20 protein-coding genes are annotated in these 20,554 nt (G+C 71.4%); 3 read left to right on the top strand and 17 right to left on the bottom strand.

Annotation, left to right across the window (positions count from 1 at the left end):
- Positions 1-175 precede the first annotated feature (175 nt).
- Positions 176-853: a DUF2470 domain-containing protein gene (locus tag ACFWTC_RS10830; RefSeq protein ID WP_383923296.1), complete on the top strand. Its 678-nt coding sequence runs from the start codon at positions 176-178 to the stop codon at positions 851-853.
- On the opposite strand, the gene ACFWTC_RS10835 is transcribed toward ACFWTC_RS10830, so the two are convergent.
- The 5 genes from ACFWTC_RS10835 to ACFWTC_RS10855 form a co-directional block, all read right to left on the bottom strand.
- The gene (locus tag ACFWTC_RS10835) at positions 738-1,262 is read right to left on the bottom strand and encodes an HNH endonuclease family protein (RefSeq protein WP_384028100.1); all 525 of its coding nucleotides are present in this window, start codon (positions 1,260-1,262) and stop codon (positions 738-740) included. The two genes, ACFWTC_RS10830 and ACFWTC_RS10835, sit on opposite strands and share 116 nt — an antisense overlap.
- A gap of 130 nt (positions 1,263-1,392) precedes the next feature.
- Entirely contained in the window at positions 1,393-2,745 is a 1,353-nt protein-coding gene (locus ACFWTC_RS10840; protein ID WP_383923299.1) for a replication-associated recombination protein A, read from the bottom strand.
- 40 nt (positions 2,746-2,785) lie between these two features.
- Positions 2,786-3,403 (bottom strand): vitamin K epoxide reductase family protein, encoded by a 618-nt coding sequence (locus ACFWTC_RS10845; RefSeq protein WP_384028092.1) that lies wholly within the window; start codon positions 3,401-3,403, stop codon positions 2,786-2,788.
- Positions 3,404-3,609: 206 nt separating this feature from the next.
- Positions 3,610-4,872: a histidine--tRNA ligase gene (gene hisS / locus ACFWTC_RS10850; RefSeq protein ID WP_383923305.1), complete on the bottom strand. Its 1,263-nt coding sequence runs from the start codon at positions 4,870-4,872 to the stop codon at positions 3,610-3,612.
- A 10-nt stretch (positions 4,873-4,882) separates the two neighbouring features.
- Positions 4,883-5,596, bottom strand: a complete 714-nt coding sequence (locus ACFWTC_RS10855; RefSeq protein WP_383923307.1) for an MBL fold metallo-hydrolase — start codon at positions 5,594-5,596, stop codon at positions 4,883-4,885.
- A gap of 153 nt (positions 5,597-5,749) precedes the next feature.
- Between ACFWTC_RS10855 and ACFWTC_RS10860 the strand changes: the two genes are divergently transcribed.
- Both ACFWTC_RS10860 and ACFWTC_RS10865 read left to right on the top strand, forming a co-directional pair.
- A complete protein-coding gene (locus tag ACFWTC_RS10860) occupies positions 5,750-6,532 on the top strand; it encodes a peptidylprolyl isomerase (RefSeq protein WP_384028093.1) in 783 nt (260 codons plus the stop codon).
- 191 nt (positions 6,533-6,723) lie between these two features.
- The gene (locus ACFWTC_RS10865; RefSeq protein WP_383923312.1) at positions 6,724-7,953 is read left to right on the top strand and encodes a DUF349 domain-containing protein; all 1,230 of its coding nucleotides are present in this window, start codon (positions 6,724-6,726) and stop codon (positions 7,951-7,953) included.
- A 79-nt stretch (positions 7,954-8,032) separates the two neighbouring features.
- Here ACFWTC_RS10865 and ACFWTC_RS10870 read toward each other — a convergent pair whose 3' ends face one another.
- The 12 genes from ACFWTC_RS10870 to ACFWTC_RS10925 form a co-directional block, all read right to left on the bottom strand.
- A complete protein-coding gene (locus ACFWTC_RS10870; protein ID WP_383923315.1) occupies positions 8,033-10,507 on the bottom strand; it encodes a RelA/SpoT family protein in 2,475 nt (824 codons plus the stop codon).
- 226 nt (positions 10,508-10,733) lie between these two features.
- The gene (locus ACFWTC_RS10875; RefSeq protein WP_383923379.1) at positions 10,734-11,276 is read right to left on the bottom strand and encodes an adenine phosphoribosyltransferase; all 543 of its coding nucleotides are present in this window, start codon (positions 11,274-11,276) and stop codon (positions 10,734-10,736) included.
- 8 nt (positions 11,277-11,284) lie between these two features.
- Positions 11,285-12,346 (bottom strand): protein translocase subunit SecF, encoded by a 1,062-nt coding sequence (secF, locus tag ACFWTC_RS10880; protein ID WP_383923317.1) that lies wholly within the window; start codon positions 12,344-12,346, stop codon positions 11,285-11,287.
- A gap of 3 nt (positions 12,347-12,349) precedes the next feature.
- Complete coding sequence (secD, locus tag ACFWTC_RS10885; RefSeq protein WP_383923319.1) at positions 12,350-14,137, bottom strand: protein translocase subunit SecD; 1,788 nt, start codon at positions 14,135-14,137, stop codon at positions 12,350-12,352.
- Positions 14,138-14,291: 154 nt separating this feature from the next.
- The gene (yajC, locus tag ACFWTC_RS10890) at positions 14,292-14,768 is read right to left on the bottom strand and encodes a preprotein translocase subunit YajC (RefSeq protein WP_383923322.1); all 477 of its coding nucleotides are present in this window, start codon (positions 14,766-14,768) and stop codon (positions 14,292-14,294) included.
- Positions 14,769-14,933: 165 nt separating this feature from the next.
- On the bottom strand, positions 14,934-16,007 hold the full coding sequence (gene ruvB / locus ACFWTC_RS10895) for a Holliday junction branch migration DNA helicase RuvB (RefSeq protein WP_383923325.1): 1,074 nt from the start codon (positions 16,005-16,007) through the stop codon (positions 14,934-14,936).
- Positions 16,008-16,179: 172 nt separating this feature from the next.
- The gene (ruvA, locus tag ACFWTC_RS10900) at positions 16,180-16,812 is read right to left on the bottom strand and encodes a Holliday junction branch migration protein RuvA (protein WP_383923328.1); all 633 of its coding nucleotides are present in this window, start codon (positions 16,810-16,812) and stop codon (positions 16,180-16,182) included.
- Positions 16,809-17,339: a crossover junction endodeoxyribonuclease RuvC gene (ruvC, locus tag ACFWTC_RS10905; RefSeq protein WP_383923330.1), complete on the bottom strand. Its 531-nt coding sequence runs from the start codon at positions 17,337-17,339 to the stop codon at positions 16,809-16,811. Before ruvC ends, ruvA begins: the two co-directional genes overlap by 4 nt.
- A gap of 139 nt (positions 17,340-17,478) precedes the next feature.
- Positions 17,479-18,231, bottom strand: coding sequence for a YebC/PmpR family DNA-binding transcriptional regulator (locus tag ACFWTC_RS10910; protein ID WP_328297664.1), 753 nt, complete (start codon positions 18,229-18,231; stop codon positions 17,479-17,481).
- 57 nt (positions 18,232-18,288) lie between these two features.
- Positions 18,289-18,891 carry a pyridoxal 5'-phosphate synthase glutaminase subunit PdxT gene (gene pdxT / locus ACFWTC_RS10915; protein WP_383923332.1) on the bottom strand — a complete coding sequence of 201 codons (603 nt, stop codon included), beginning with the start codon at positions 18,889-18,891 and terminating at the stop codon, positions 18,289-18,291.
- Positions 18,892-18,897: 6 nt separating this feature from the next.
- A complete protein-coding gene (gene pdxS / locus ACFWTC_RS10920; RefSeq protein ID WP_384028094.1) occupies positions 18,898-19,815 on the bottom strand; it encodes a pyridoxal 5'-phosphate synthase lyase subunit PdxS in 918 nt (305 codons plus the stop codon).
- A 174-nt stretch (positions 19,816-19,989) separates the two neighbouring features.
- Complete coding sequence (locus tag ACFWTC_RS10925; RefSeq protein ID WP_383923337.1) at positions 19,990-20,532, bottom strand: hypothetical protein; 543 nt, start codon at positions 20,530-20,532, stop codon at positions 19,990-19,992.
- Between the last annotated feature and the right edge of the window lie 22 nt (positions 20,533-20,554).

Raw genomic sequence — 20,554 nt, forward strand, 5'->3', positions numbered from 1 at the left:
CGAAACGGAATCTGCTTTCGACGACGATAAGCAAGGTCAGCCGCGTCCCAGGGAAGGCGTTCGGCAGCTCACCGGAGCCGAACGCGTACGAACCCTCGTAGAGTCCAACGCCTCAGTATCCCTCACTCTGCCGGGTGCTCACGACAGTCACGAGCCGGCGGAGTTCGGGACGGGGATGCCGGCCGCTCGGACCGTCACCCCGGACGGGGACGTGATTCTCCTTGTTTCCGGGGAATCCGCGGCTGCCAGGGCAGCCGCTCACGCCCAGGACGACGACCTCACCGCCGTGATCGAGATCACGGACGTGGCGCCGGTGTCCGTGCCCCATCGTATCCGAGGCCGCGCGTGGCTGGCCGGGTGGCTGACCGCGGTGCGCGGGGACGAGCGCGCGGCGTGTGCGGCGCTGCTCGCCGAGCGCCACCCGGTGGGCGAGCTGCTGGGGATGTCGGAGTCCCTGGACGCCCCGTACACCGGGCGTCCGGCGTGGATGCTGCTGCGCCTGGAGGTCGGCGAGATCTCGGTGGACGACCTGTGGGGCGCCGAGCACGTGGAGCCGGAGGACCTGGCCGAGGCGGAGCCGGACCCGATGGTGGCGCACGAGAGCGAGCTGCTCCAGCACCTGCACTCGTCCCACGGCGACCGGCTCGGCGAGCTGTGCGGACTGCTGGGCGCGCGCGAGGCGGACGGCATGACCGCCGTCCCGCTGGCCCTGGACCGGCTCGGCCTGCGCGTGCGCTTCAGCGGCGGCGCGGCCGGCTCGTTCGACGCACGCTTCGACTTCCCGGACCCGGTGACGGACATCTGCGGCCTGCGCCGGGCCATGCACACCCTCTTCTCGGCGGCCTCGCACTAGGGGCAGGTGGCCAGCATCTACGGAGCGCGAGCTTCTCGGGGGCGGTGACGGACAGCCGGTACCTGGCCTTGATGCCGGTGTAGCGCCGCGCGTACGCGCACCAGTACGTCGTGAGCGGCGGCTTCCACTTGTCTGCGGTCCTGCTGCCCTTGCCGTAGTTGGTCTGCTTTTCCACGGCGAGCAGGACGTCGAGGTCGTTGGCGTACTCCAGCCGGCGCTGCGGGGTCCAGGCGTACGCGCCGCCCCTCCAGGCGGCGCCGAGCGCGACGACGTGGTGGGTCTGGATCTGCGAGGCCCGCTGGTAGGTATAGGGCAGCCGCTTGCCGGTGTACGGGTCGAGCAGGACGCCGGACAGAACGACGCAGGGGTTGCGGTCCCCCTCGCGGAGCTCCTGGAGGTCCCGGCGCAGTACGTCGTCGCGGGTGTCGCAGCCGTTGCGTCCGCCGACGGCGTCGGTCTCGTCGGACCAGTACCGGCGGAGCCCAGGCGGGACCGGTGGCCGCCGCCCGCCGGGGCGCGCCGGGCCGGGGCCGTCTCCGTCAGGAGCCGCCGCGCAGCCGCTCCCGTACCTTCTCCACCACGTCGGCGTAGCGCGCCTCGGCTCCGTACCGGGTCGGCTCGTAGTACCGCTTGCCGTGGATCTCGTCCGGCGCGTACTGCTGGGCGGCGATGGCGCCCGGCACGTCGTGCGGGTAGACGTACCCCTGCGCGTGCCCCAGCTTGGCCGCGCCCTTGTAGTGCCCGTCCCGCAGGTGCGTCGGGACCGATCCCGCGAGGCCCGCCCGTACGTCGGCCAGCGCCGCGCCGATCGCGGTCGTCGCGGTGTTCGACTTGGGGGCCAGGGCCAGGGCGATGGTGGCGTGGGAGAGGGTCAGGGCGGCCTCCGGGAAGCCGATCATCGCCACCGCCTGGGCCGCGGCCACCGCGATCGGCAGGGCCGTCGGGTCTGCCAGGCCGATGTCCTCGCTCGCGGAGATCATCAGCCGCCGGGCGATGAACCGGGGGTCCTCCCCCGCGTCGATCATCCGGGCCAGGTAGTGCAGCGCCGCGTCCACGTCGGAGCCACGGATCGATTTGATCAGGGCGCTCGCCACGTCGTAGTGCTGGTCGCCGTCGCGGTCGTAGCGCACGGCCGCCCGGTCGACGGCCTCCTCGACGGTTTCGAGGGTGATCTCCTCCTCTCCCTTGGCGATGGCCGACCCGGCCCCCGCCTCCAGCGCCGTCAGCGCCCGCCGGGCGTCGCCGCCCGCGATCCGCAGCAGGTGGGCCTCCGCGTCGGCGGGCAGGGTCACCGCTCCGCCGAGGCCCCGCTCCTCGGTCAGCGCCCGCCGCATCAGGGCGCTCAGGTCCTCGTCCGTCAGCGGTTCCAGCGTCAGCAGCAGCGAGCGCGACAGCAGCGGGGAGATGATCGAGAAGTACGGGTTCTCCGTGGTGGCCGCGATCAGCGTCACCCAGCGGTTCTCCACGGCCGGGAGCAGCGAGTCCTGCTGCGCCTTGCTGAAGCGGTGGATCTCGTCGAGGAAGAGGACGGTCTCCTTGCCGTAGCCGCCGGCCGCGCGCCGGGCGCCCTCGATGACCGCGCGGACCTCCTTGACGCCGGCGGTGATGGCCGACAGCTCCACGAACCGCTTCTGCGTCGCCTGGCTCACCACGTACGCGAGGGTGGTCTTGCCGATGCCGGGCGGGCCCCAGAGGATCACCGACGAGGCGCCGGCGGGGCCGCCCGCGCCGTCGCCGACCAGGCGTCGCAGCGGGGAGCCGGGCTTCAGCAGGTGCTGCTGGCCGACGACCTCGTCCAGGGTGCGCGGGCGCATCCGGACGGCGAGCGGAGAGCTGGACGGGTCCTTCTCCTGGCGTTCCTCGGCTGCGGCGGTGAAGAGATCTGGTTCCACACCGGAAGCCTATGCGAGCCCGCTGACAGGGCCGCCCGGCTCAGGAGGTCCAGAAGTCCCACCAGCGTGTCAGGATCAGCATGCCGATGATCCCGATGTGCAGGACGGGGAGCACCCAGGTGAACTCGGCGAAGAAGCCCCGCAGCCAGTCCGGCGCGGGCAGCAGCCCTTCGCGGACGGTGTGCGAGGTGACGTACCAGAACATGATGATCGTGGCGACCCAGGCCAGGGAGCACCAGAGGCAGAGCGAGTTGATGTTGTACAGGGACTGGTAGGTCAGCCAGGCGCAGAAGACGACGCCGAAGAGGGTGCCCGCGTTGAGGGTGAGCCAGTACCAGCGGCTGAACCGGGCTCCCGCCAGCAGGCTCATGCCGACGCAGACCACGATCCCGTAGGCGACCAGTCCGAGCATGGGGTTCGGGAAGCCGAAGACGGCCGCCTGGTCGCTCTTCATGATGTTGCCGCAGGAGACGACCGGGTTCAGGCTGCAGCCCGGGGTGAAGTCCGGGTCCTCCAGCAGCTTGAACTTGTCGATCGTGATCACCCAGGCGGCCAGCAGCCCCGCGGCCCCGGTGATCACCAGCAGCAGGGCCAGGGCCCGGCTGCCCCCGATCGTCGTCCTCGGGGCGGTGTCCGCGTCCGTACCTCGTGTCGTCATACCGCCCGCTCCGCATCTGCAAGGTCACCAAGCACCGGCCATTGTGCCGTACGGGGCTGTGGGTCCACCGTTCGACGGACATAAGGACGGCGAGGCTGCTCCAGCCGGTCCCCACCGGACCGCGCCGCCCCCGGAACGACCCGGGGCGGGGACGGGGTGCACGCCGCAGCGGCACCCCGTCCCCGCCCCGTCGGCGGCAGCGGCCGTCAGGCCAGCCGGGCCCGGACGGTGTCGACCAGCTCGGCGAGCGGCACCGTGCCCTGCTCGCCGGACTCCATGTCCTTGAGCTGGACGAGGCCCTCGGCCAGGTCCCGCTCGCCGGCGACGACGGCGAACCGCGCCCCCGACCGGTTCGCGTCCTTCATCGCGCCCTTGAGGCCCTTGCCCCCGAAGGAGAAGTCCGCCGCGACGCCCGCCCTGCGGAGCTCGGTGACCTTGCCGAACAGGACCCGGCGGGCCTCCTCGCCCAGGGCCACCGCGAAGACCGAGGTCGACGCGGGGATGTCCAGCGACACGCCCTCCGCCTCCAGCGCCAGCACCGTGCGGTCGACGCCCAGCGCCCAGCCCACGGACGGCAGGACCGGTCCGCCGATCATCTCGGACAGCCCGTCGTAGCGGCCGCCGCCGCCCACGGCGGACTGCGAGCCCAGGCCGTCGTGGACGAACTCGAAGGTGGTCCGGGTGTAGTAGTCCAGCCCGCGCACCAGCTTCTCGTCGTCCTCGAAGACGACGCCGGCCGCCGTCACGAGCGCCCGCACCTCCTCGTGGTACGCCTTGCACGCGTCGCACAGGTAGTCGCGCAGCATCGGCGCGCCGACCAGCTGCGCCTGTACGGACTCCCGCTTGTCGTCGAGGACGCGCAGCGGGTTGATCTCGGCCCGGCGGACGGTGTCCTCGTCCAGGTCCAGCCCGCCGAGGAACGCCTGCAGGGCCTCCCGGTAGACGGGACGGCACTCCTTGTCGCCCAGCGAGTTGAGCAGGATCCGGAAGTTGCGCAGGCCCAGCGTGCGGTAGGCCTGGTCGGCCAGGATGATCAGCTCGGCGTCGAGCGCCGGGTCCTCGGCACCGATCGCCTCGGCGCCGACCTGCGAGAAGTGGCGGTAGCGGCCCTTCTGCGCCCGCTCGTAGCGGTAGTACGAGCCCGAGTACCAGAGCTTGACGGGCAGCAGGCCGGCCTTGTGCAGGTTGCCCTGGAGCGCGGCGCGCAGCACGGAGGCGGTGCCCTCGGGGCGCAGGGCGAGCTGGTCGCCGCCCTTCGTGGTGAGGGTGTACATCTCCTTGCTCACGATGTCGGTGGACTCGCCGACGCCGCGGGAGAACAGCTCGACGTTCTCGAAGCCGGGGGTCTCGACGTACCCGTAGCCCGAGTTCCTCAGCGGCGCGGCGATCGCCTCGCGGACCGCGAGGAAGGTCGCGGACCGGGGCGGCAGCAGGTCGTACGTGCCCTTGGGGGCCTGAAAAGTACTCACGGAACTCTCGTCACATTCCTCGTCGTGGAGCGGCTTTCGGGTCCGCTGCCAGGCCGGCGGCGACTTCCCGCAGGTACGGGTTGGTCGCGCGCTCGCGGCCGATGGTGGTCTGGGGGCCGTGGCCGGACAGCACCACGGTGGAGTCGTCGAGCGGCAGGCACACGCGGCCCAGCGATTCGAGCATCTCGGCGTGGGAGCCGCCGGGCAGGTCGGTGCGGCCGATGGAGCCGGCGAAGAGCAGGTCACCCGAGAAGAAGACCGGCGGGATGGCGGCCAGCTCGGGCATCCGGAACGTCACCGACCCCCTGGTATGGCCCGGCGCGTGGGCGACCGAGAAGTCCATTCCGGCCAGTTTCAGGCCCGCGCCGTCGGTCAGCTCGCGGACGTCGTCCGGCTCGCCGACGGTCAGCTCGCCCATGAGCGGCATGCCGATCGAGCGGCCGAGGGCCTTCTCCGGGTCGCTCATCATGTAGCGGTCCTCGGGGTGGATCCAGGCCGGTACGTCGTGTGCTCCGCACACCGGGACGACCGAGGCCACATGATCGATGTGGCCGTGGGTCAGGACGACCGCCACGGGCTTGAGCCGGTGCTTCTTCAGCATCTCCTCGACACCCTCTGTGGCCTGGTGGCCCGGGTCGATGATGACGCACTCCTCACCGGCGGCGGGGGCGACCACGTAACAGTTGGTCCCCCAGGCCCCGGCCGGGAACCCGGCAATCAGCACGTTCGTCCTCAATCGTCGTCCGGCGGGAGGCTGCACATCGGAATGCTGCTGCTCAGAGCCTACCGGCGCCGCTCATTACACAGCGAACCCATATACGGTACGGCCTATCCCAGCCCGGACAGCGGTACCAGAGACGCACAAGGAGACGACCCGGTGGTCACGAGCGATCAGCGGCGGCGACAGCTCGCCAAAGAGAAGTACGAGCGCCAGCAGCAGCGCAGGGCCGAGGCCCGGCAGAAGTCCCGCCGACGCGCGGCCGTGATCGGCGCGGCGGTGGCCGTGGTGGTCGCCACGCTCGTCGGTCTCGTCGTGGGCGGGGTCTTCGACTCGGACAAGAAGGACCAGGCGGCCGACCCGGCCGCGACCCCGTCCTCCTCGCCGACGCCCCAGCAGTCCCCGTCGCCCGCGATGGCGATCGACGCGAAGGCCAAGTACACCTTCGCCCTGAAGACCAGTGCCGGCGACGTCACGTTCGCGATGGACGCGGCGAAGACCCCGCAGACGGTGAACTCGTTCAAGTCGCTCGCCGACGCCGGGTACTTCGACAACACGAGGTGCCACCGGCTGACGACGGGCGGGATCTTCGTGCTCCAGTGCGGCGACCCGCAGGGCACCGGCACGGGCGGCCCCGGCTACACCATCCCGGACGAGAACCTGGACTCCCTCGGCAAGGCGAACGAGCAGGGGCAGGTCGTCTACCCGGCGGGCACGGTGGCGATGGCGAACACCGGTCAGCCCGGCTCGGGCGGCAGCCAGTTCTTCCTCGTCTACAAGGACAGCCCGCTGGCTCCGTCGTACACGCCCTTCGGCAAGATCGACGCGGCCGGCCTGAAGGTCCTGGAGGAGGTCGCCAAGGCCGGTACGGCCGACGGCGGCCAGGACGGGGCACCGAAGACCGAGGTGAAGATCGAGAAGGGCACCGTGACCCAGAGCTGACGGGGCACGGCGACCCCCCGGACCGGCCGTTCCCTCCCCCGCACGCCGAGATTCCGTCGTGCGGGATGCGGACAGCCGGCCCGGCGGTCGCCTATGTTGGCGTTGTGCAGGGCGGGCGCTGCCCGCCCCAGGAAACTGTGGACGATGCCCAGGGGGCGAACCCCTCGCAGGCATCAGGTGGAGGAGGCGCTGTGAGCAGCGACCCGTGGGGCCGAGTCGACGAGACGGGCACCGTGTACGTGCGTACTGCCGATGGCGAGAAGGTCGTCGGCTCGTGGCAGGCGGGGACCCCTGAGGAGGCCCTGGCCTATTTCGAGCGCAAGTACGAGGGCCTGGTGGTCGAGATCGGCCTCCTCGAAAAGCGGGTGCGGACCACTGACCTGTCCGCCAAGGACGCGCAGACGGCCATCGACCACCTGCGCACGCAGGTGGACGAGCACCACGCCGTGGGTGACCTCGACGCCCTGCGCGTGCGGCTCGACAAGCTGGTCGCGACCGTGGAGTCGCGGCGCGAGGAGCGCAAGGTCCAGAAGGCCAAGCAGACGGACGAGGCCCGTGCGGCCAAGGACGCGCTGGTCGTCGAGGCCGAGGAGCTGGCGCAGAGCGACCAGTGGCGCAGCGCCGGCGAACGGCTGCGCGCCCTGGTGGACATCTGGAAGGGTCTGCCGCGCCTGGACCGCAAGTCCGACGACGAGCTGTGGCACCGCTTCTCGCACGCCCGCTCCGCCTTCTCCAAGCGCCGCAAGGCGCACTTCGCCTCGCTCGACGCGCAGCGCGAGGACGCCCGCAAGGTGAAGGAGAAGCTGGTCGCGGAGGCCGAGTCGCTGTCGAAGTCGGCCGACTGGGGTCCGACGGCGGCCCGCTACCGCGAGCTGATGGCGGACTGGAAGGCCGCGGGCCGCGCGCAGCGGGAGTCCGAGGACGACCTGTGGAACCGATTCCGCGGCGCGCAGGACGTCTTCTTCGCGGCGCGCAGCGAGGTCTTCGCCGAGCGCGACGCGGAGCAGATCGAGAACTTGAAGCTGAAGGAGGAGCTGGCCGACGAGGCCGAGAAGCTCCTCCCGGTCACCGACCTGAAGGCGGCCCGTGCCGCGTTCCGCTCGCTGAACGAGCGCTGGGAGGCCATCGGCCACGTGCCGCGCGACGCCCGGCCCAAGGTCGAGGGCCGGATGCACACGGTCGAGCGGGCCATCCAGGAGGCCGAGGAGGGCGAGTGGCGCCGTACGAACCCGGAGGCCCGGGCGCGTGCGGCCGGGCTGACGGGTCAGCTCCAAGGGGCCGTCGACAAGCTCCGCGGCCAGGTCGACGCGGCGCGCGCCGCGGGCAACAACGCGAAGGCCGACAAGCTGGGCCGTGAGCTGGAGGGCCGCCAGGCCCTGCTGGACCAGGCGCTCAAGGGCCTGGAGGAGTTCGGCGGCTGACGGCCCCGGACCCCGCGTACATGACGGTGGGCGCCATCCCCGAGGGGGTGGCGCCCACCGTCATGTGGCGGCCCGGCCGCTACGGCCTGCGCGCGGACGTCACGCGGTAGACGTCGTAGACGCCCTCCACGCCCCGGACGGCCTTCAGGACGTGTCCGAGGTGCTTGGGGTCGCCCATCTCGAAGGTGAACCGCGAGGTGGCCACCCGGTCGCGGGAGGTCTGCACGGCCGCCGAGAGGATGTTGACGTGCTGGTCGGACAGGACGCGGGTGACGTCCGACAGCAGGCGGGACCGGTCCAGCGCCTCGACCTGGATGGCGACCAGGAAAACCGAGGACTGGGTGGGCGCCCATTCGACCTCGAGCATCCGCTCGGGCTCCTGGGAGAGGGAGTCCACGTTGACGCAGTCCGCGCGGTGAACCGATACGCCACTGCCGCGCGTGACGAAGCCGACGATCGGGTCGCCCGGCACCGGGGTGCAGCAGCGGGCCAGCTTGACCCACACGTCGTCGACGCCCTTGACGACCACGCCCGGGTCGGCGTTCTTGCGCCGGTTGCTGCGGCCCCGGGCGGGCGGGATGCTCTCCTCGATGTCCTCGTTGGCCGCCTCCTCGCCGCCGAGGGCCTGTACGAGCTTCTGTACGACGCCCTGCGCGGCCACGTGGCCCTCGCCGATCGCCGCGTACAGGGAGGAGATGTCGGGGTAGCGCATCTCGTGCGCGAGGGTGACCAGGGAGTCGCCGGTCAGGATCCGCTGGATCGGCAGGTTCTGCTTGCGCATGGCCCGCGCGATGGCGTCCTTGCCCTGCTCGATGGCCTCGTCGCGGCGCTCCTTGGAGAACCAGCCGCGGATCTTGTTGCGGGCCCGCGGGGACTTGACGAAGCCCAGCCAGTCCCGTGACGGTCCGGCCCCCTCGGCCTTGGAGGTGAAGACCTCGACCAGGTCGCCGTTGTCGAGCGTGGACTCCAGCGGGACCAGGCGGCCGTTGACCCTGGCCCCTATGGTCCGGTGGCCGACCTCCGTGTGGACCGCGTACGCGAAGTCCACGGGAGTGGCGCCGGCCGGCAGCGCTATGACGTCGCCCTTGGGCGTGAAGACGAAGACCTCGTTGCGGGAGAGGTCGAAGCGCAGCGAGTCGAGGAACTCGCCCGGGTCCTCCGTCTCCTTCTGCCAGTCCAGCAGCTGGCGCAGCCAGGCCATGTCGTTGACGGTGTCCTGGCCGGCGCTGCCCTTGGCGGCCTGGGGGACGTCGGTGCGCACCTTGGAGGTGCCGGCGACGGTCTGCTGCTTGTACTTCCAGTGCGCCGCGATGCCGTACTCGGCCCGGCGGTGCATGTCGAAGGTGCGGATCTGCAGCTCGACCGGCTTGCCGCTGGGGCCGATGACCGTGGTGTGGAGCGACTGGTACATGTTGAACTTGGGCATCGCGATGTAGTCCTTGAACCGGCCGGGGACCGGGTTCCATCGCGCGTGCACGGTGCCGAGGGCGGCGTAGCAGTCCCGGACGGTGTCCACGAGGACGCGGATGCCGACCAGGTCGTAGATCTCCGCGAAGTCGCGGCCTCGGACGATCATCTTCTGGTAGACGCTGTAGTAGTGCTTGGGCCGCCCGGTGACGGTGGCCTTGATCCGGGCCGCCCGCAGGTCGGTCTGCACCTCGTCCGTGACGACGGCGAGGTACTCGTCCCGCTTGGGCGCGCGCTCGGCGACCAGCCGGACGATCTCGTCGTACATCTTGGGGTAGAGGATCGCGAAGGCGAGGTCCTCCAGCTCCCACTTGATGGTGTTCATGCCCAGCCGGTGCGCCAGCGGGGCGTAGATCTCCAGGGTCTCGCGGGCCTTCTTCTCCTGCTTCTCCCGCTTGAGGTAGCGCATGGTGCGCATGTTGTGCAGGCGGTCGGCGAGCTTGATGACCAGGACGCGCGGGTCCTTGGCCATCGCGACGACCATCTTGCGGACGGTCTCCGCCTGGGCGGCCTCGCCGAACTTGACCCGGTCGAGCTTGGTGACGCCGTCGACGAGGAGGGCCACGGCGTCGCCGAAGTCGCGGCGCAGGTCCTCCAGGCCGTACTCGGTGTCCTCGACGGTGTCGTGGAGCAGGCCGGCCATCAGGGTGGCGGGGTCCATGCCGAGCTCGGCGAGGATGGTCGTCACGGCGAGCGGGTGCGTGATGTACGGGTCGCCGCTCTTGCGCTTCTGGCCGCGGTGCCAGCGCTCGGCGACCTGGTAGGCCTGTTCCAGCTGGCGCAGCGTCGACGTCTCGATCTTCGGGTCGTTGCTGCGGACGATGCGCAGGAGGGGTTCCAGAACCGGGTTGTACGGGTTGGAACGCTGCACGCCGAGGCGGGCGAGCCGGGCCCGCACCCGGTTGGAGGACCCGGCCGACTTCCCCGGCGCGGGCTTGGCCGCCGGGGCCGGGGCGGGCTTAACGGCCGGAGCGCGCTCGGCCGCCGTCGCCGGGGGCGCCGGCGGGGGCGCGGCGGCGGGCGCCGCGGGCGCCTCGGCCTGCGGGTCGGGCTGCGCGGCGGAGATTGGCTGGACCTCGTCTGGCAAGAGCGCTCCTCACGGGGGTCCCCCCGGACGGAGTCTGGGGGAGGATCCGGTGCCCCGGTCAGGTCCGGACATCCCATGGTAGCGAGGGTTCCCGCGCCCCGTTCGCCGAGCCCGCGCCTCGGGCCGCCGGGGCCGGATCAGGCCCGGACGGGGCCCCGGCGCCGTACGCGAAAGCGGCGGGCCCCCGGGGTGAACCGGGGTGCCCGCCGCTCGTGCATGGAAACGGTCAGACCACGATCAGGGCGTCCAGCGGAGCCCCGTCCAGGGCGCCGGCCAGCCGGGCCCGGCCCGGCAGGAACGACAGCTCCATCAGGACCGCGACCCCGGCGACGTCCGCACCGGCCCGCCGGATGAGCTCCAGCGAGGCCCCGGCGGTGCCGCCGGTGGCCAGGACGTCGTCGATGACCATGACCCGGTCACCGGCCGACAGGTCCTCCGCGTGGACCTCGATCTCGGCGGTCCCGTACTCCAGCTCGTACGACTGCGCGAGCGTCGCACCCGGCAGCTTCCCGGCCTTGCGCACCGGCACGAAGCCGATCCCGGCCTGCACGGCGACCGGAGCTGCCAGGATGAACCCGCGCGCCTCCAGTCCGACGATCTTCGTCGCGCCGTACTTCCCGGCCAGCTCCACGAGCGCGTCGGTCAGCGCGGCGAACGCCTTCGGGTCCGCCAGCAGCGGGGTGATGTCCTTGAACATCACGCCCGGCTTCGGGTAGTCCGGTACGTCCTTGATGCGGCCGAGCAGCAGCCCGCGCACGTCCTCGGTCAGCGGCGGGGTCACCGGCGACGCCCCGGCCGGCCCGGCGCCACGGCTTCGGGCGCGTCATCGGCGTCGGTGCCGTAGCCGTCGTCCGCGGACTCGCCCTTGGCCGCCGCGCCCGCCCGCTTCGCGAGCACGCGCTTCTTCAGTGCCTTCATGGCCGGCTCGCGCTCCTTCAGGTCGACGACCAGCGGGGTCGCGATGAAGATCGAGGAGTACGCACCGGCGGCGAGGCCGACGAACAGCGACAGCGAGATGTCGTTCAGCATGCCGGCGCCCAGGAAGCCGCCGCCGATGAACAGCAGCGCGGCGACCGGGAGCAGCGCCACGACCGTGGTGTTGATCGAGCGGACCAGCGTGCCGTTGATGCTGCGGTTGGCGACCTCGCTGTACGTGTAGCGGGTCTGCTTCGTGATGTCCTTCGACCCCTCCTTGAGACCGTCGAAGACGACGACGGTGTCGTAGAGGGAGTAACCGAGGATCGTCAGCAGACCGATGACCGTGCCCGGGGTCACCTCGAAGCCGACCAGCGCGTACACGCCGACGGTGATCGTGAGGTCGTGGATCAGGGCGATCAGTGCCGCGACCGCCATCCGCCACTCGAAGGCGATGGCGAGGTAGATCACCACGAGGACCATGAAGATGCCGAGGCCGGTCCAGGCCTTGTTCGCGATCTGGGAGCCCCAGCTGGGGCCGACCAGGTCGGCGTTGATGTCAGCCTCGTTGACCTTGAGGTCGGAGGCCAGCTGCTTCTTGACGTCGCTCGCGGCGGCGGTGTCCACACCCGAGATCTGGATCCGCAGGCCGCCGGTGCCGAGCTCCTGGACGATCGCGTCGTGGCCGGAGGCCTCTTCCGCGTCCTCCGTGGCCTTCGCGACCGAGACGGAGGTCTTCGGGGTGGTGAAGACGGCACCGCCCTTGAACTCGATCCCCATGTTGAGGCCCTGAACGGCCACGGCCACGATGGCCGTGATGGTGATCAGGATGGAAACGCCGTACCAGAGGAAGCGCTTGCCGACGAAGTCGTAGCCGACCTCACCGCGGTACAGCCTGGCGCCGAGATCTCCCAGCTTCGACATCTCTCACGCCTCCTTTGCGTCGACGGGGGCGGGGGCGGGGCTGGTGCGGCGGGACCGGCGCAGCGGGGGCTTGGCGCCGAGCCGCTGCGGGTCCAGCCCGGACCACGGGTGGCCGCTGGAGAAGAACTTCGTACGCGCCAGCAGCGTCATGACGGGCTTGGTGAAGAGGAACACCACGACGACGTCGAGCAGGGTCGTCAGACCCAGTGTGAAGGCGAAGCCCTGGACCTTGCCCACCGTGACGATGAAGAGCACCGCGGCGGCGAGGAACGACACGAAGTCGGAGACCAGGATCGTGCGCCGGGCGCGCGGCCAGGCGCGCTCCACGGCCGGACGCAGGGTGCGGCCCTCGCGGATCTCGTCGCGGATGCGTTCGAAGTAGACGATGAACGAGTCCGCTGTGATGCCGATGGCCACGATCGCCCCGCAGACGGCGGGCAGGTTGAGCGCGAAGCCGATGCCCTTGCCGAGCAGCGACATGATCGAGTAGGTGAGGACCGCGGACACCAGGAGGCTGATGATCGCGATGAACGCGAGGCCGCGGTAGTACACCAGCAGGTAGATCACCACGAGGAGCATGCCGATCGCACCGGCGATCAGGCCGGCGCGCAGCTGCTCGCCGCCGAGGGCGGCGGTGACGGTGGTGACGCTGTCCTCGCTGAAGGAGAGCGGCAGGGCGCCGTACGAGAGCATGTTGCCCAGGTCCTGCGCGGACTGCTGGGTGAAGCCGCCGGAGATCTGCGCGTTGCCGCCCATGATCGCCGAGGAGACGGACGGGTCGGAGACGACGTCGCCGTCGAGCACGATCGCGAACTGGTTCTGCGGCGGCTGCTTGGCGGAGAGCTCGCCGGTGACCTTCGCGAAGGCGTCGCTGCCCTTGTCGTTGAAGTCCATCGTGACGATCCACTGACCCGACTGCGGGTCGATGACGCCCTTGGCGCTCTTGATGTCCTTGCCCTCTACCGCGGCCGGACCGAGCACCCACTTGCCCCAGGCCTCGCCGCGCTGGCCACAGGCGAGCGTCGGCTCGGTGGGCTTGACGCCCTTGCCGACAGCGGCGCGCTGCGCCTCGTCGGTGCAGTCGAGGGTGGCGAACCGGGCCTGCAGGTCGGCCGCGGCCGCCTCGTCACCGGTCGGCGGGGCCGACGCGGAGGGCGACGGGGCCTTGTTGTCGTCTGCCTTCTTCGACTCGCTCGCCGAGGGCGAGGGAGTGGGGGCGTTCGGGGCCTTGAGGGCCTCACTGAGCGCGCGGCCCTGGGAAGTGGCGCTGGACGACGGGGTGGCCGACGGAGAGGACTTGTTGCCGTCCTCGGCCTTGGGGGCGCCGGAGCCGCTGGCGGAGGGGCTCGGGCTCGGGCTGCCCTCGGGAGCGGCGGGGGCGCCGTCCGCGAAGGCGATGACCGGGCGGAAGTAGAGCTGGGCGGTGGTACCGACCTGCTCGCGCGCCTGCTTCTCGTTCATCCCCTTGGGGATGTTGACGATGATGTGGTCGCGGCCCTGGGTCTGGACCTCGGCCTCGGAGACGCCGAGACCGTTGACGCGGCGCTCGATGATGCCGACCGCCGTGTTCATGTTGGTCTCGTTGATCGCGTCCGGCTTGCCGGGCTCGCTCTTGGCCTTGAGCGTGATGCTCGTGCCGCCTGCGAGGTCGATGCCGAGCCGGGGAGTCGTCTGGTTCGAGACGAACATCCCCGCGGTGAGCGCCACCATCGCGATCAGGATGATCGCCAGGGCACGCCCCGGCCTCCCCTGAGCCCCCGTGGGCCGCCGGCCCTTCTTCGGTGCTGCCACCTTGTCGTTTCTCCCTGTCCAACCGCCCCGCGCCGGGTCAGCGCGCGGACGGCCACGAAATGTGTGGTGGGGACCCCTGCCCCCCGCAGAAGTGGGTCACTGACCGGGACCGCGAAGGCCGCCGGTCAGGCGCCCCGCGGTCCCGGGCCGCGTGCTACTTCGCGCCGGCCTCGCCGTCGGCCTTGCCGTCCTTGGGCTCGTCGCCGGGCTCGTCGACCGAGCCCTCCTTCTTGCCCAGGTCGAGCTTGGGAGCCTCGTCCTCGTCCTTCGTGAGGTCCGCCTTCGGCGTCCCGGTGAGCGAGGACGCGTCGTCGGGGACGACCGGCGTGTCGCCCTCGGCGTCGGCGATGACGCCGTGGACGATGCGGTTGTACTCCTCGTCCTCGAGCACCGCACCGATGGAGTTCTTCGCGTAGATGGCGTGGACGCCGGGGGCGACCTCGAGGGTGACGGTGTCGTCGCCGACCTCCTTCACCGTGGCGTACATGCCGCCGATGGTGCGGACACCGGTGCCGGGCGTCATTTCGTTGCGCATCTGCGCGGCCGCCTGCTGCTTCTTCTTGGCGGAGCGGGTCATCAGGATCATGGCCCCGATGAGCACGATGAACGGGAGGAAGGTCACGAGATTCACGGGACGGAAATCCTTCGCACGACCGCACGCGGACGGCGGCCTTTTTACGGGGGGTGGGCATGCCGACCCGAAGGGTCGGCATCGGCGGAGTCTAGGCGAGTCCGCACCGATGGAACAACGCCCAGCATGGCATCGCAGTTCCTGAGGGGGCGAACGTCCGCGCCGTCAGGCCCCGAACAAGCCCTGTTGTCCGCTTGATCCGCTCCCGCCGTGCTGCGGAGGTACGAGTCCCAGGTGGGCCCAGGCGGCGGGCGTCGCCACCCGTCCCCTGGGCGTGCGCGCCAGCAGGCCCTCGCGGACCAGGAAGGGCTCCGCGACCTCCTCGACGGTCTCCCGCTCCTCACCCACGGCCACGGCCAGGGTCGACAGGCCGACGGGGCCGCCGCCGAAGAGCTTGAGCAGCGCCTCCAGCACGCCCCGGTCGAGGCGGTCCAGCCCGCGCTCGTCCACCTCGTAGACCTTGAGGGCGGTGCCGGCCACCTCGCGGTTGATCACCCCGTCCGCGCGGACCTGGGCGTAGTCGCGGACCCGGCGCAGCAGGCGGTTGGCGATGCGCGGGGTGCCGCGGGAGCGTCCGGCGATCTCGGCGGCGCCGGCGGTGTCGATCTCGACGTCGAGGAGGCCGGCGGAGCGGTGGATGACGCGCTCCAGCTCCTCGGGGGCGTAGAACTCCATGTGCCCGGTGAACCCGAAGCGGTCGCGCAGCGGCGGGGGCAGCAGGCCGGCCCGGGTGGTGGCCCCCACGAGGGTGAAGGGCGGCAGCTCCAGGGGGATCGCGGTGGCGCCGGGGCCCTTGCCGACGATCACGTCGACGCGGAAGTCCTCCATGGCCATGTAGAGCATCTCCTCGGCGGGCCGCGACATGCGGTGGATCTCGTCGAGGAAGAGGACCTCGCCCTCCTGGAGGGAGGAGAGGATCGCGGCGAGGTCGCCGGCGTGCTGGATCGCGGGGCCCGAGGTGATGCGGATCGGGGCGCCCATCTCGGCGGCGATGATCATGGAGAGGGTCGTCTTGCCGAGGCCGGGCGCGCCGGACAGCAGGACGTGGTCGGCGGTGGCCCCGCGCTGCCGGGCGGCCTTGAGGACCAGGTCCAGCTGCTGGCGGACCTTCTCCTGGCCGACGAACTCACCGAGGTCCTTGGGCCGCAGGGCCGCTTCCACGGCGGTGTCCTCGCCGTCCGCGGCGACCTCGACGATCCGTGCCTCGTCCTCGGCGGTGGTGTCGTCGTCCCAGTTCACGGTGTCAGTCTGCCTTCTCGGTTGCTGCGGTTTGCTGCGGTGGCAGCCGGTACGGCCGGCCGGGGGCCCGCGGGCCGGACGGCGTTCCCCGGCCGGGGAAACGCCGGCTGCGCGACGTACGCGGCTGCCGGGCGCCCGGCAGTGACCGCCGGCGGCCCGCCCGGCCCGGCGGCTAGCGGGCGCGGTTCAGGGACTGCAGGGCCGCCCGCAGGAGCTGCGGGACCGGGGCCTGGCCGCCGGCCGCGATGGCCTCCTCGGCCTGCGGGGTGACCGCGGAGACGGCCTCGTCCGCGTCGCGCGCGGCGTACCCCAGCCCGATGAGGGCCGCGGCGAGCTGCTCGGTCCAGGGCGCGGGGCCGGCCGCCACCGCCCGCTGGGCGCCGACGAGGCCGCTGGCGCCCAGCGGGGCCCCCAGCTTGTCCTTGAGGTCCAGCAGCAGCTTCTGGGCCCCCTTCTTGCCGATGCCCGGCACCGCCGTCAGCGCCTTCTCGTCTCCCGTCGAGACGGCGGTCCGCAGCGCGTCCGGCCGGTGCACCCCGAGCATCGCCTGCGCGAGCCTCGGTCCGACCCCGCTCGCCGTCTGCAGCACCTCGAAGACCTGCCGCTCGTCGTCGTCGGCGAAGCCGTACAGGGTGAGCGAGTCCTCCCGTACGACCAGGGAGGTGGCCAGCCGGGCCGGCTCGCCCGTCCGCAGGCCGGCGATCGTGTGCGGCGTGCAGTGCACGGCCATGCCCACTCCCCCGACCTCGATCACGGCCAGGGTGGGGGCGAGCGCGGCGACCGGGCCGCTGACGAAGGCGATCATCGGGTACGGCCTTTCGAGGCGTGCAGGGCGACCGCCTGCTGGAGGCGGTTCTGGGCGGGGGCCCGCCAGATGTGGCAGATGGCGAGGGCGAGGGCGTCGGCGGCGTCGGCGGGCTTCGGCGGCTCGGCGAGCCGCAGCAGCCGGGTGACCATGGCGCCGACCTGGGCCTTGTCGGCGCGGCCGCTGCCGGTGACGGCGGCCTTGACCTCGCTCGGGGTGTGCAGGGCGACGGGGATGCCGCGGCGGGCCGCGCACAGCATGGCGACGGCGCTCGCCTGGGCGGTGCCCATCACGGTGCTCACGTTGTGCTGGCTGAACACCCGCTCCACGGCGACGACTTCGGGCCGGTGCGCGTCGAGCCACTCCTCGATGCCCCGTTCGACGGCGACGAGCCGGGCGCCGAGCTCGGCATCGGCCGGCGTCCGTACGACCCCCACCGCGAGCATGGTCAGGGGACGGCCGGCGACACCCTCGACGACGCCGACGCCGCACCGCGTCAGCCCCGGGTCCACACCGAGTACGCGCACCCTGCCCCCTGCTTCCGTTCGATCGCCCGTCCGTGTGCGTGCAGGCTATCCGGAGCCACTGACATCGCGCACAACACGACGGCGGGCCGCCGGGGTGTGTCCCCGTCGGCCCGCCGTTCGAATGGTGTCGGCGGACGCGTTACGCGTCGACCTTCTCCATGACCTCGTCGGAGACGTCGAAGTTGGCGAAGACGTTCTGCACGTCGTCGCTGTCCTCCAGCGCGTCGATGAGCTTGAAGATCTTGCGCGCGCCCTCTTCGTCCAGCTCGACCTGCATGGTCGGCAGGAAGTTGGAGTCGGCCGAGTCGTAGTCGATGCCGGCCTGCTGGAGCGCGGTGCGGACCGCGACCATGTCGGTGGCCTCGCTGATGATCTCGAAGCTCTCGCCGAGGTCGTTGACCTCCTCGGCGCCCGCCTCCAGCACCGTCTCCAGGACGTCGTCCTCGGACAGCTCGCCCTTGGGCAGCAGGACGACGCCCTTGCGGTTGAACAGGTACGAGACCGAACCGGGGTCGGCCATCGAGCCGCCGTTGCGGGTCATGGCGACCCGTACGTCGGACGCGGCGCGGTTGCGGTTGTCGGTGAGGCACTCGATGAGCACCGCGACGCCGTTCGGGCCGTAGCCCTCGTACATGATCGTCTCGTAGTCGGCGCCGCCGGCCTCGAGGCCGCCACCGCGCTTGACCGCGGAGTCGATGTTCTTGTTCGGGACCGAGCTCTTCTTGGCCTTCTGGATGGCGTCGAAGAGCGTCGGGTTGCCGTCGATGTCGGCGCCGCCCATACGGGCCGCGACCTCGATGTTCTTGATCAGCTTCGCGAAGAGCTTGCCGCGCTTGGCGTCGACCACGGCCTTCTTGTGCTTCGTCGTAGCCCATTTAGAGTGGCCGGACATCTGCCTGTCTCCTTCGCGTCACCAACAGTGTTCGCCTCAGATCCTACCGGGACGCCGTTACAGCCCCGCGCGCACCATGTCGACGAAGTACGCGTGGACACGGTCGTCGCCGGTCAGCTCGGGGTGGAACGAGGTCGCCAGCACGTTGCCCTGGCGCACGGCGACCGTGTGGCCGTCGTAGGTGGCGAGGACCTCGGCGGCCGCGCCGACGGACTCGACCCACGGCGCGCGGATGAAGACGCCCTCGACGGGGCCGCCCCCGATGCCCGCGAAGTCGACCTTCGCCTCGAAGGACTCGTTCTGCCGGCCGAAGGCGTTGCGGCGGACGATCATGTCGATCCCGCCGAGCGTCTCCTGGTCCTCGCGGCCGTCCAGGAGCTTGTCCGCCAGCATGATCATGCCCGCGCAGGTGCCGTAGACCGGCATGCCGGCGCGCACGCGCTCGCGCAGCGGCTCCAGCATGCCGAACAGCACGGCGAGCTTCGACATCGTCGTGGACTCGCCGCCGGGGATCACCAGGGCGTCGACCTCGGCGAGCTCCTCGGGCCGCCGGACCGGCCTGGCCACGGCGTCCGCCGCGGCCAGGGCGATCAGGTGCTCCCGTACGTCGCCCTGGAGGGCGAGCACCCCGATCACGGGGTTGCCGGGGGTGTGGGTCATGTCCGCTTACCAGCCGCGGTTGGCGTAGCGCTCGGACTCGGGGAGGGTGTCGCAGTTGATGCCGACCATGGCCTCGCCCAGGTTCCGGGAGGCGTCCGCGATGATCTTCGGGTCGTCGTAGAAGGTGGTGGCCTTCACGATGGCGGCGGCGCGCTTGGCCGGGTCGCCCGACTTGAAGATGCCGGAGCCGACGAAGACGCCCTCGGCGCCGAGCTGGCGCATCAGGGCGGCGTCGGCCGGGGTGGCGACGCCACCGGCGGAGAACAGCACGACCGGGAGCTTGCCGAGTTCGGCGACCTCCTTGACGAGCTCGTACGGGGCGCGCAGCTCCTTGGCCGCGGCGAAGAGCTCGTTGTTGTCGTAGCCGCGCAGGCGGGCGATCTCGTTCTTGATCTGGCGCAGGTGGCGGACGGCCTCGACCACGTTGCCGGTGCCGGCCTCGCCCTTGGAGCGGATCATGGCCGCGCCCTCGGCGATGCGGCGCAGGGCCTCGCCCAGGTTGGTGGCGCCACAGACGAAGGGGGTGGTGTACGCCCACTTGTCGGAGTGGTTGACCTCGTCGGCCGGGGTCAGGACCTCGGACTCGTCGATGTAGTCGACGCCGAGGGACTGGAGCACCTGGGCCTCGACGAAGTGGCCGATGCGGGACTTGGCCATGACGGGTATCGAGACGGCCTCGATGATCTCTTCGATCATGTTGGGGTCGGACATGCGGGCGACGCCGCCGTCCTTGCGGATGTCGGCCGGGACCCGCTCCAGGGCCATGACGGCCACGGCGCCGGCGTCCTCGGCGATCTTCGCCTGCTCGGCGTTGACCACGTCCATGATCACGCCGCCCTTGAGCTGCTCGGCCATGCCGCGCTTGACGCGGGAGGTGCCGATCGCCGACTCGGTGGACTGGGGGGAGGTGGGAAGCGTGCTCACGGGTTGACCTCACTCGAAAGGGAAGACGCGACTACTACTCGACTGAGAAAACCCCACCGACCAGTCCACAGCAAGGGCCAATGTGTAGCCGGTGGCTCCCCGACTTGTCCGCTGCGGCCCTGGACCGGCCCCCGCGGCCGGACCGGCGGGGGCTGCCGGGCAGGCCGGGACCCCCTAGACCGGCCGGTCCGCGAGGTAGGCCGGGGGCTCGTCGTCCATCTCGAAGGCGAGCGGGAAGGGCGCGTGTCCGGCCAGCCGGAACCAGCGGACCTTGCGGTGCCTGCGCAGGGCGCGGGCGGCCCGTACGGCGTCGTTGTGGAACCGCCGGGCCATGGGTACCCGGCGTACGGCCGCCGCCAGGTCCTCGGTGGCCTCGGCCCCGCCCGGGGCCGCCTTGAGCACCTCCACCTGGTCGGCGTCGGCGAAGACGGCCCGCAGCGCCTGGCTGAGCTCGCTCTCGGCGACCTCCCGGTGCTCCTCCTCGGCCTGCCGGGCGGCGTGCGCGGACTCGTAGAGCACGAGGGACGAGGCGGGGTCGAGGACGCCGGAGGTGGCCACCTCCAGCACCACGGAGGCGCGCCGTACGAGCTGGGCGTCGAGGGCGGCCCGCGCGGCGTCCATGCGCGAGTGCAGCCGGTCCAGCCGGCCGGCGCTCCAGCTGAGGTAGACCCCGATGACACCGAGAGCCAGGGCGATCCAGACAAGGGTTTCGATCACGGGCGGCGACTCTACCGGCCCC

Origin of the sequence: Streptomyces sp. NPDC058619 (assembly GCF_042717785.1) — a bacterium.
Taxonomy (GTDB): Bacteria; Actinomycetota; Actinomycetes; order Streptomycetales; family Streptomycetaceae; genus Streptomyces.

What these genes read in the sequence shown, in the direction of transcription:
- ACFWTC_RS10830 (WP_383923296.1), top strand. Translation starts at nt 176, where the DNA reads ATGCCGGCCGCTCGGACCGTCACCCCGGACGGGGACGTGATTCTCCTT.
- ACFWTC_RS10845 (WP_384028092.1), bottom strand. Translation starts at nt 3,403, where the DNA reads ATGACGACACGAGGTACGGACGCGGACACCGCCCCGAGGACGACGATC.
- ACFWTC_RS10910 (WP_328297664.1), bottom strand. Translation starts at nt 18,231, where the DNA reads ATGTCCGGCCACTCTAAATGGGCTACGACGAAGCACAAGAAGGCCGTG.
- ruvA (WP_383923328.1), bottom strand. Translation starts at nt 16,812, where the DNA reads ATGATCGCCTTCGTCAGCGGCCCGGTCGCCGCGCTCGCCCCCACCCTG.
- pdxT (WP_383923332.1), bottom strand. Translation starts at nt 18,891, where the DNA reads ATGACCCACACCCCCGGCAACCCCGTGATCGGGGTGCTCGCCCTCCAG.
- secF (WP_383923317.1), bottom strand. Translation starts at nt 12,346, where the DNA reads ATGTCGAAGCTGGGAGATCTCGGCGCCAGGCTGTACCGCGGTGAGGTC.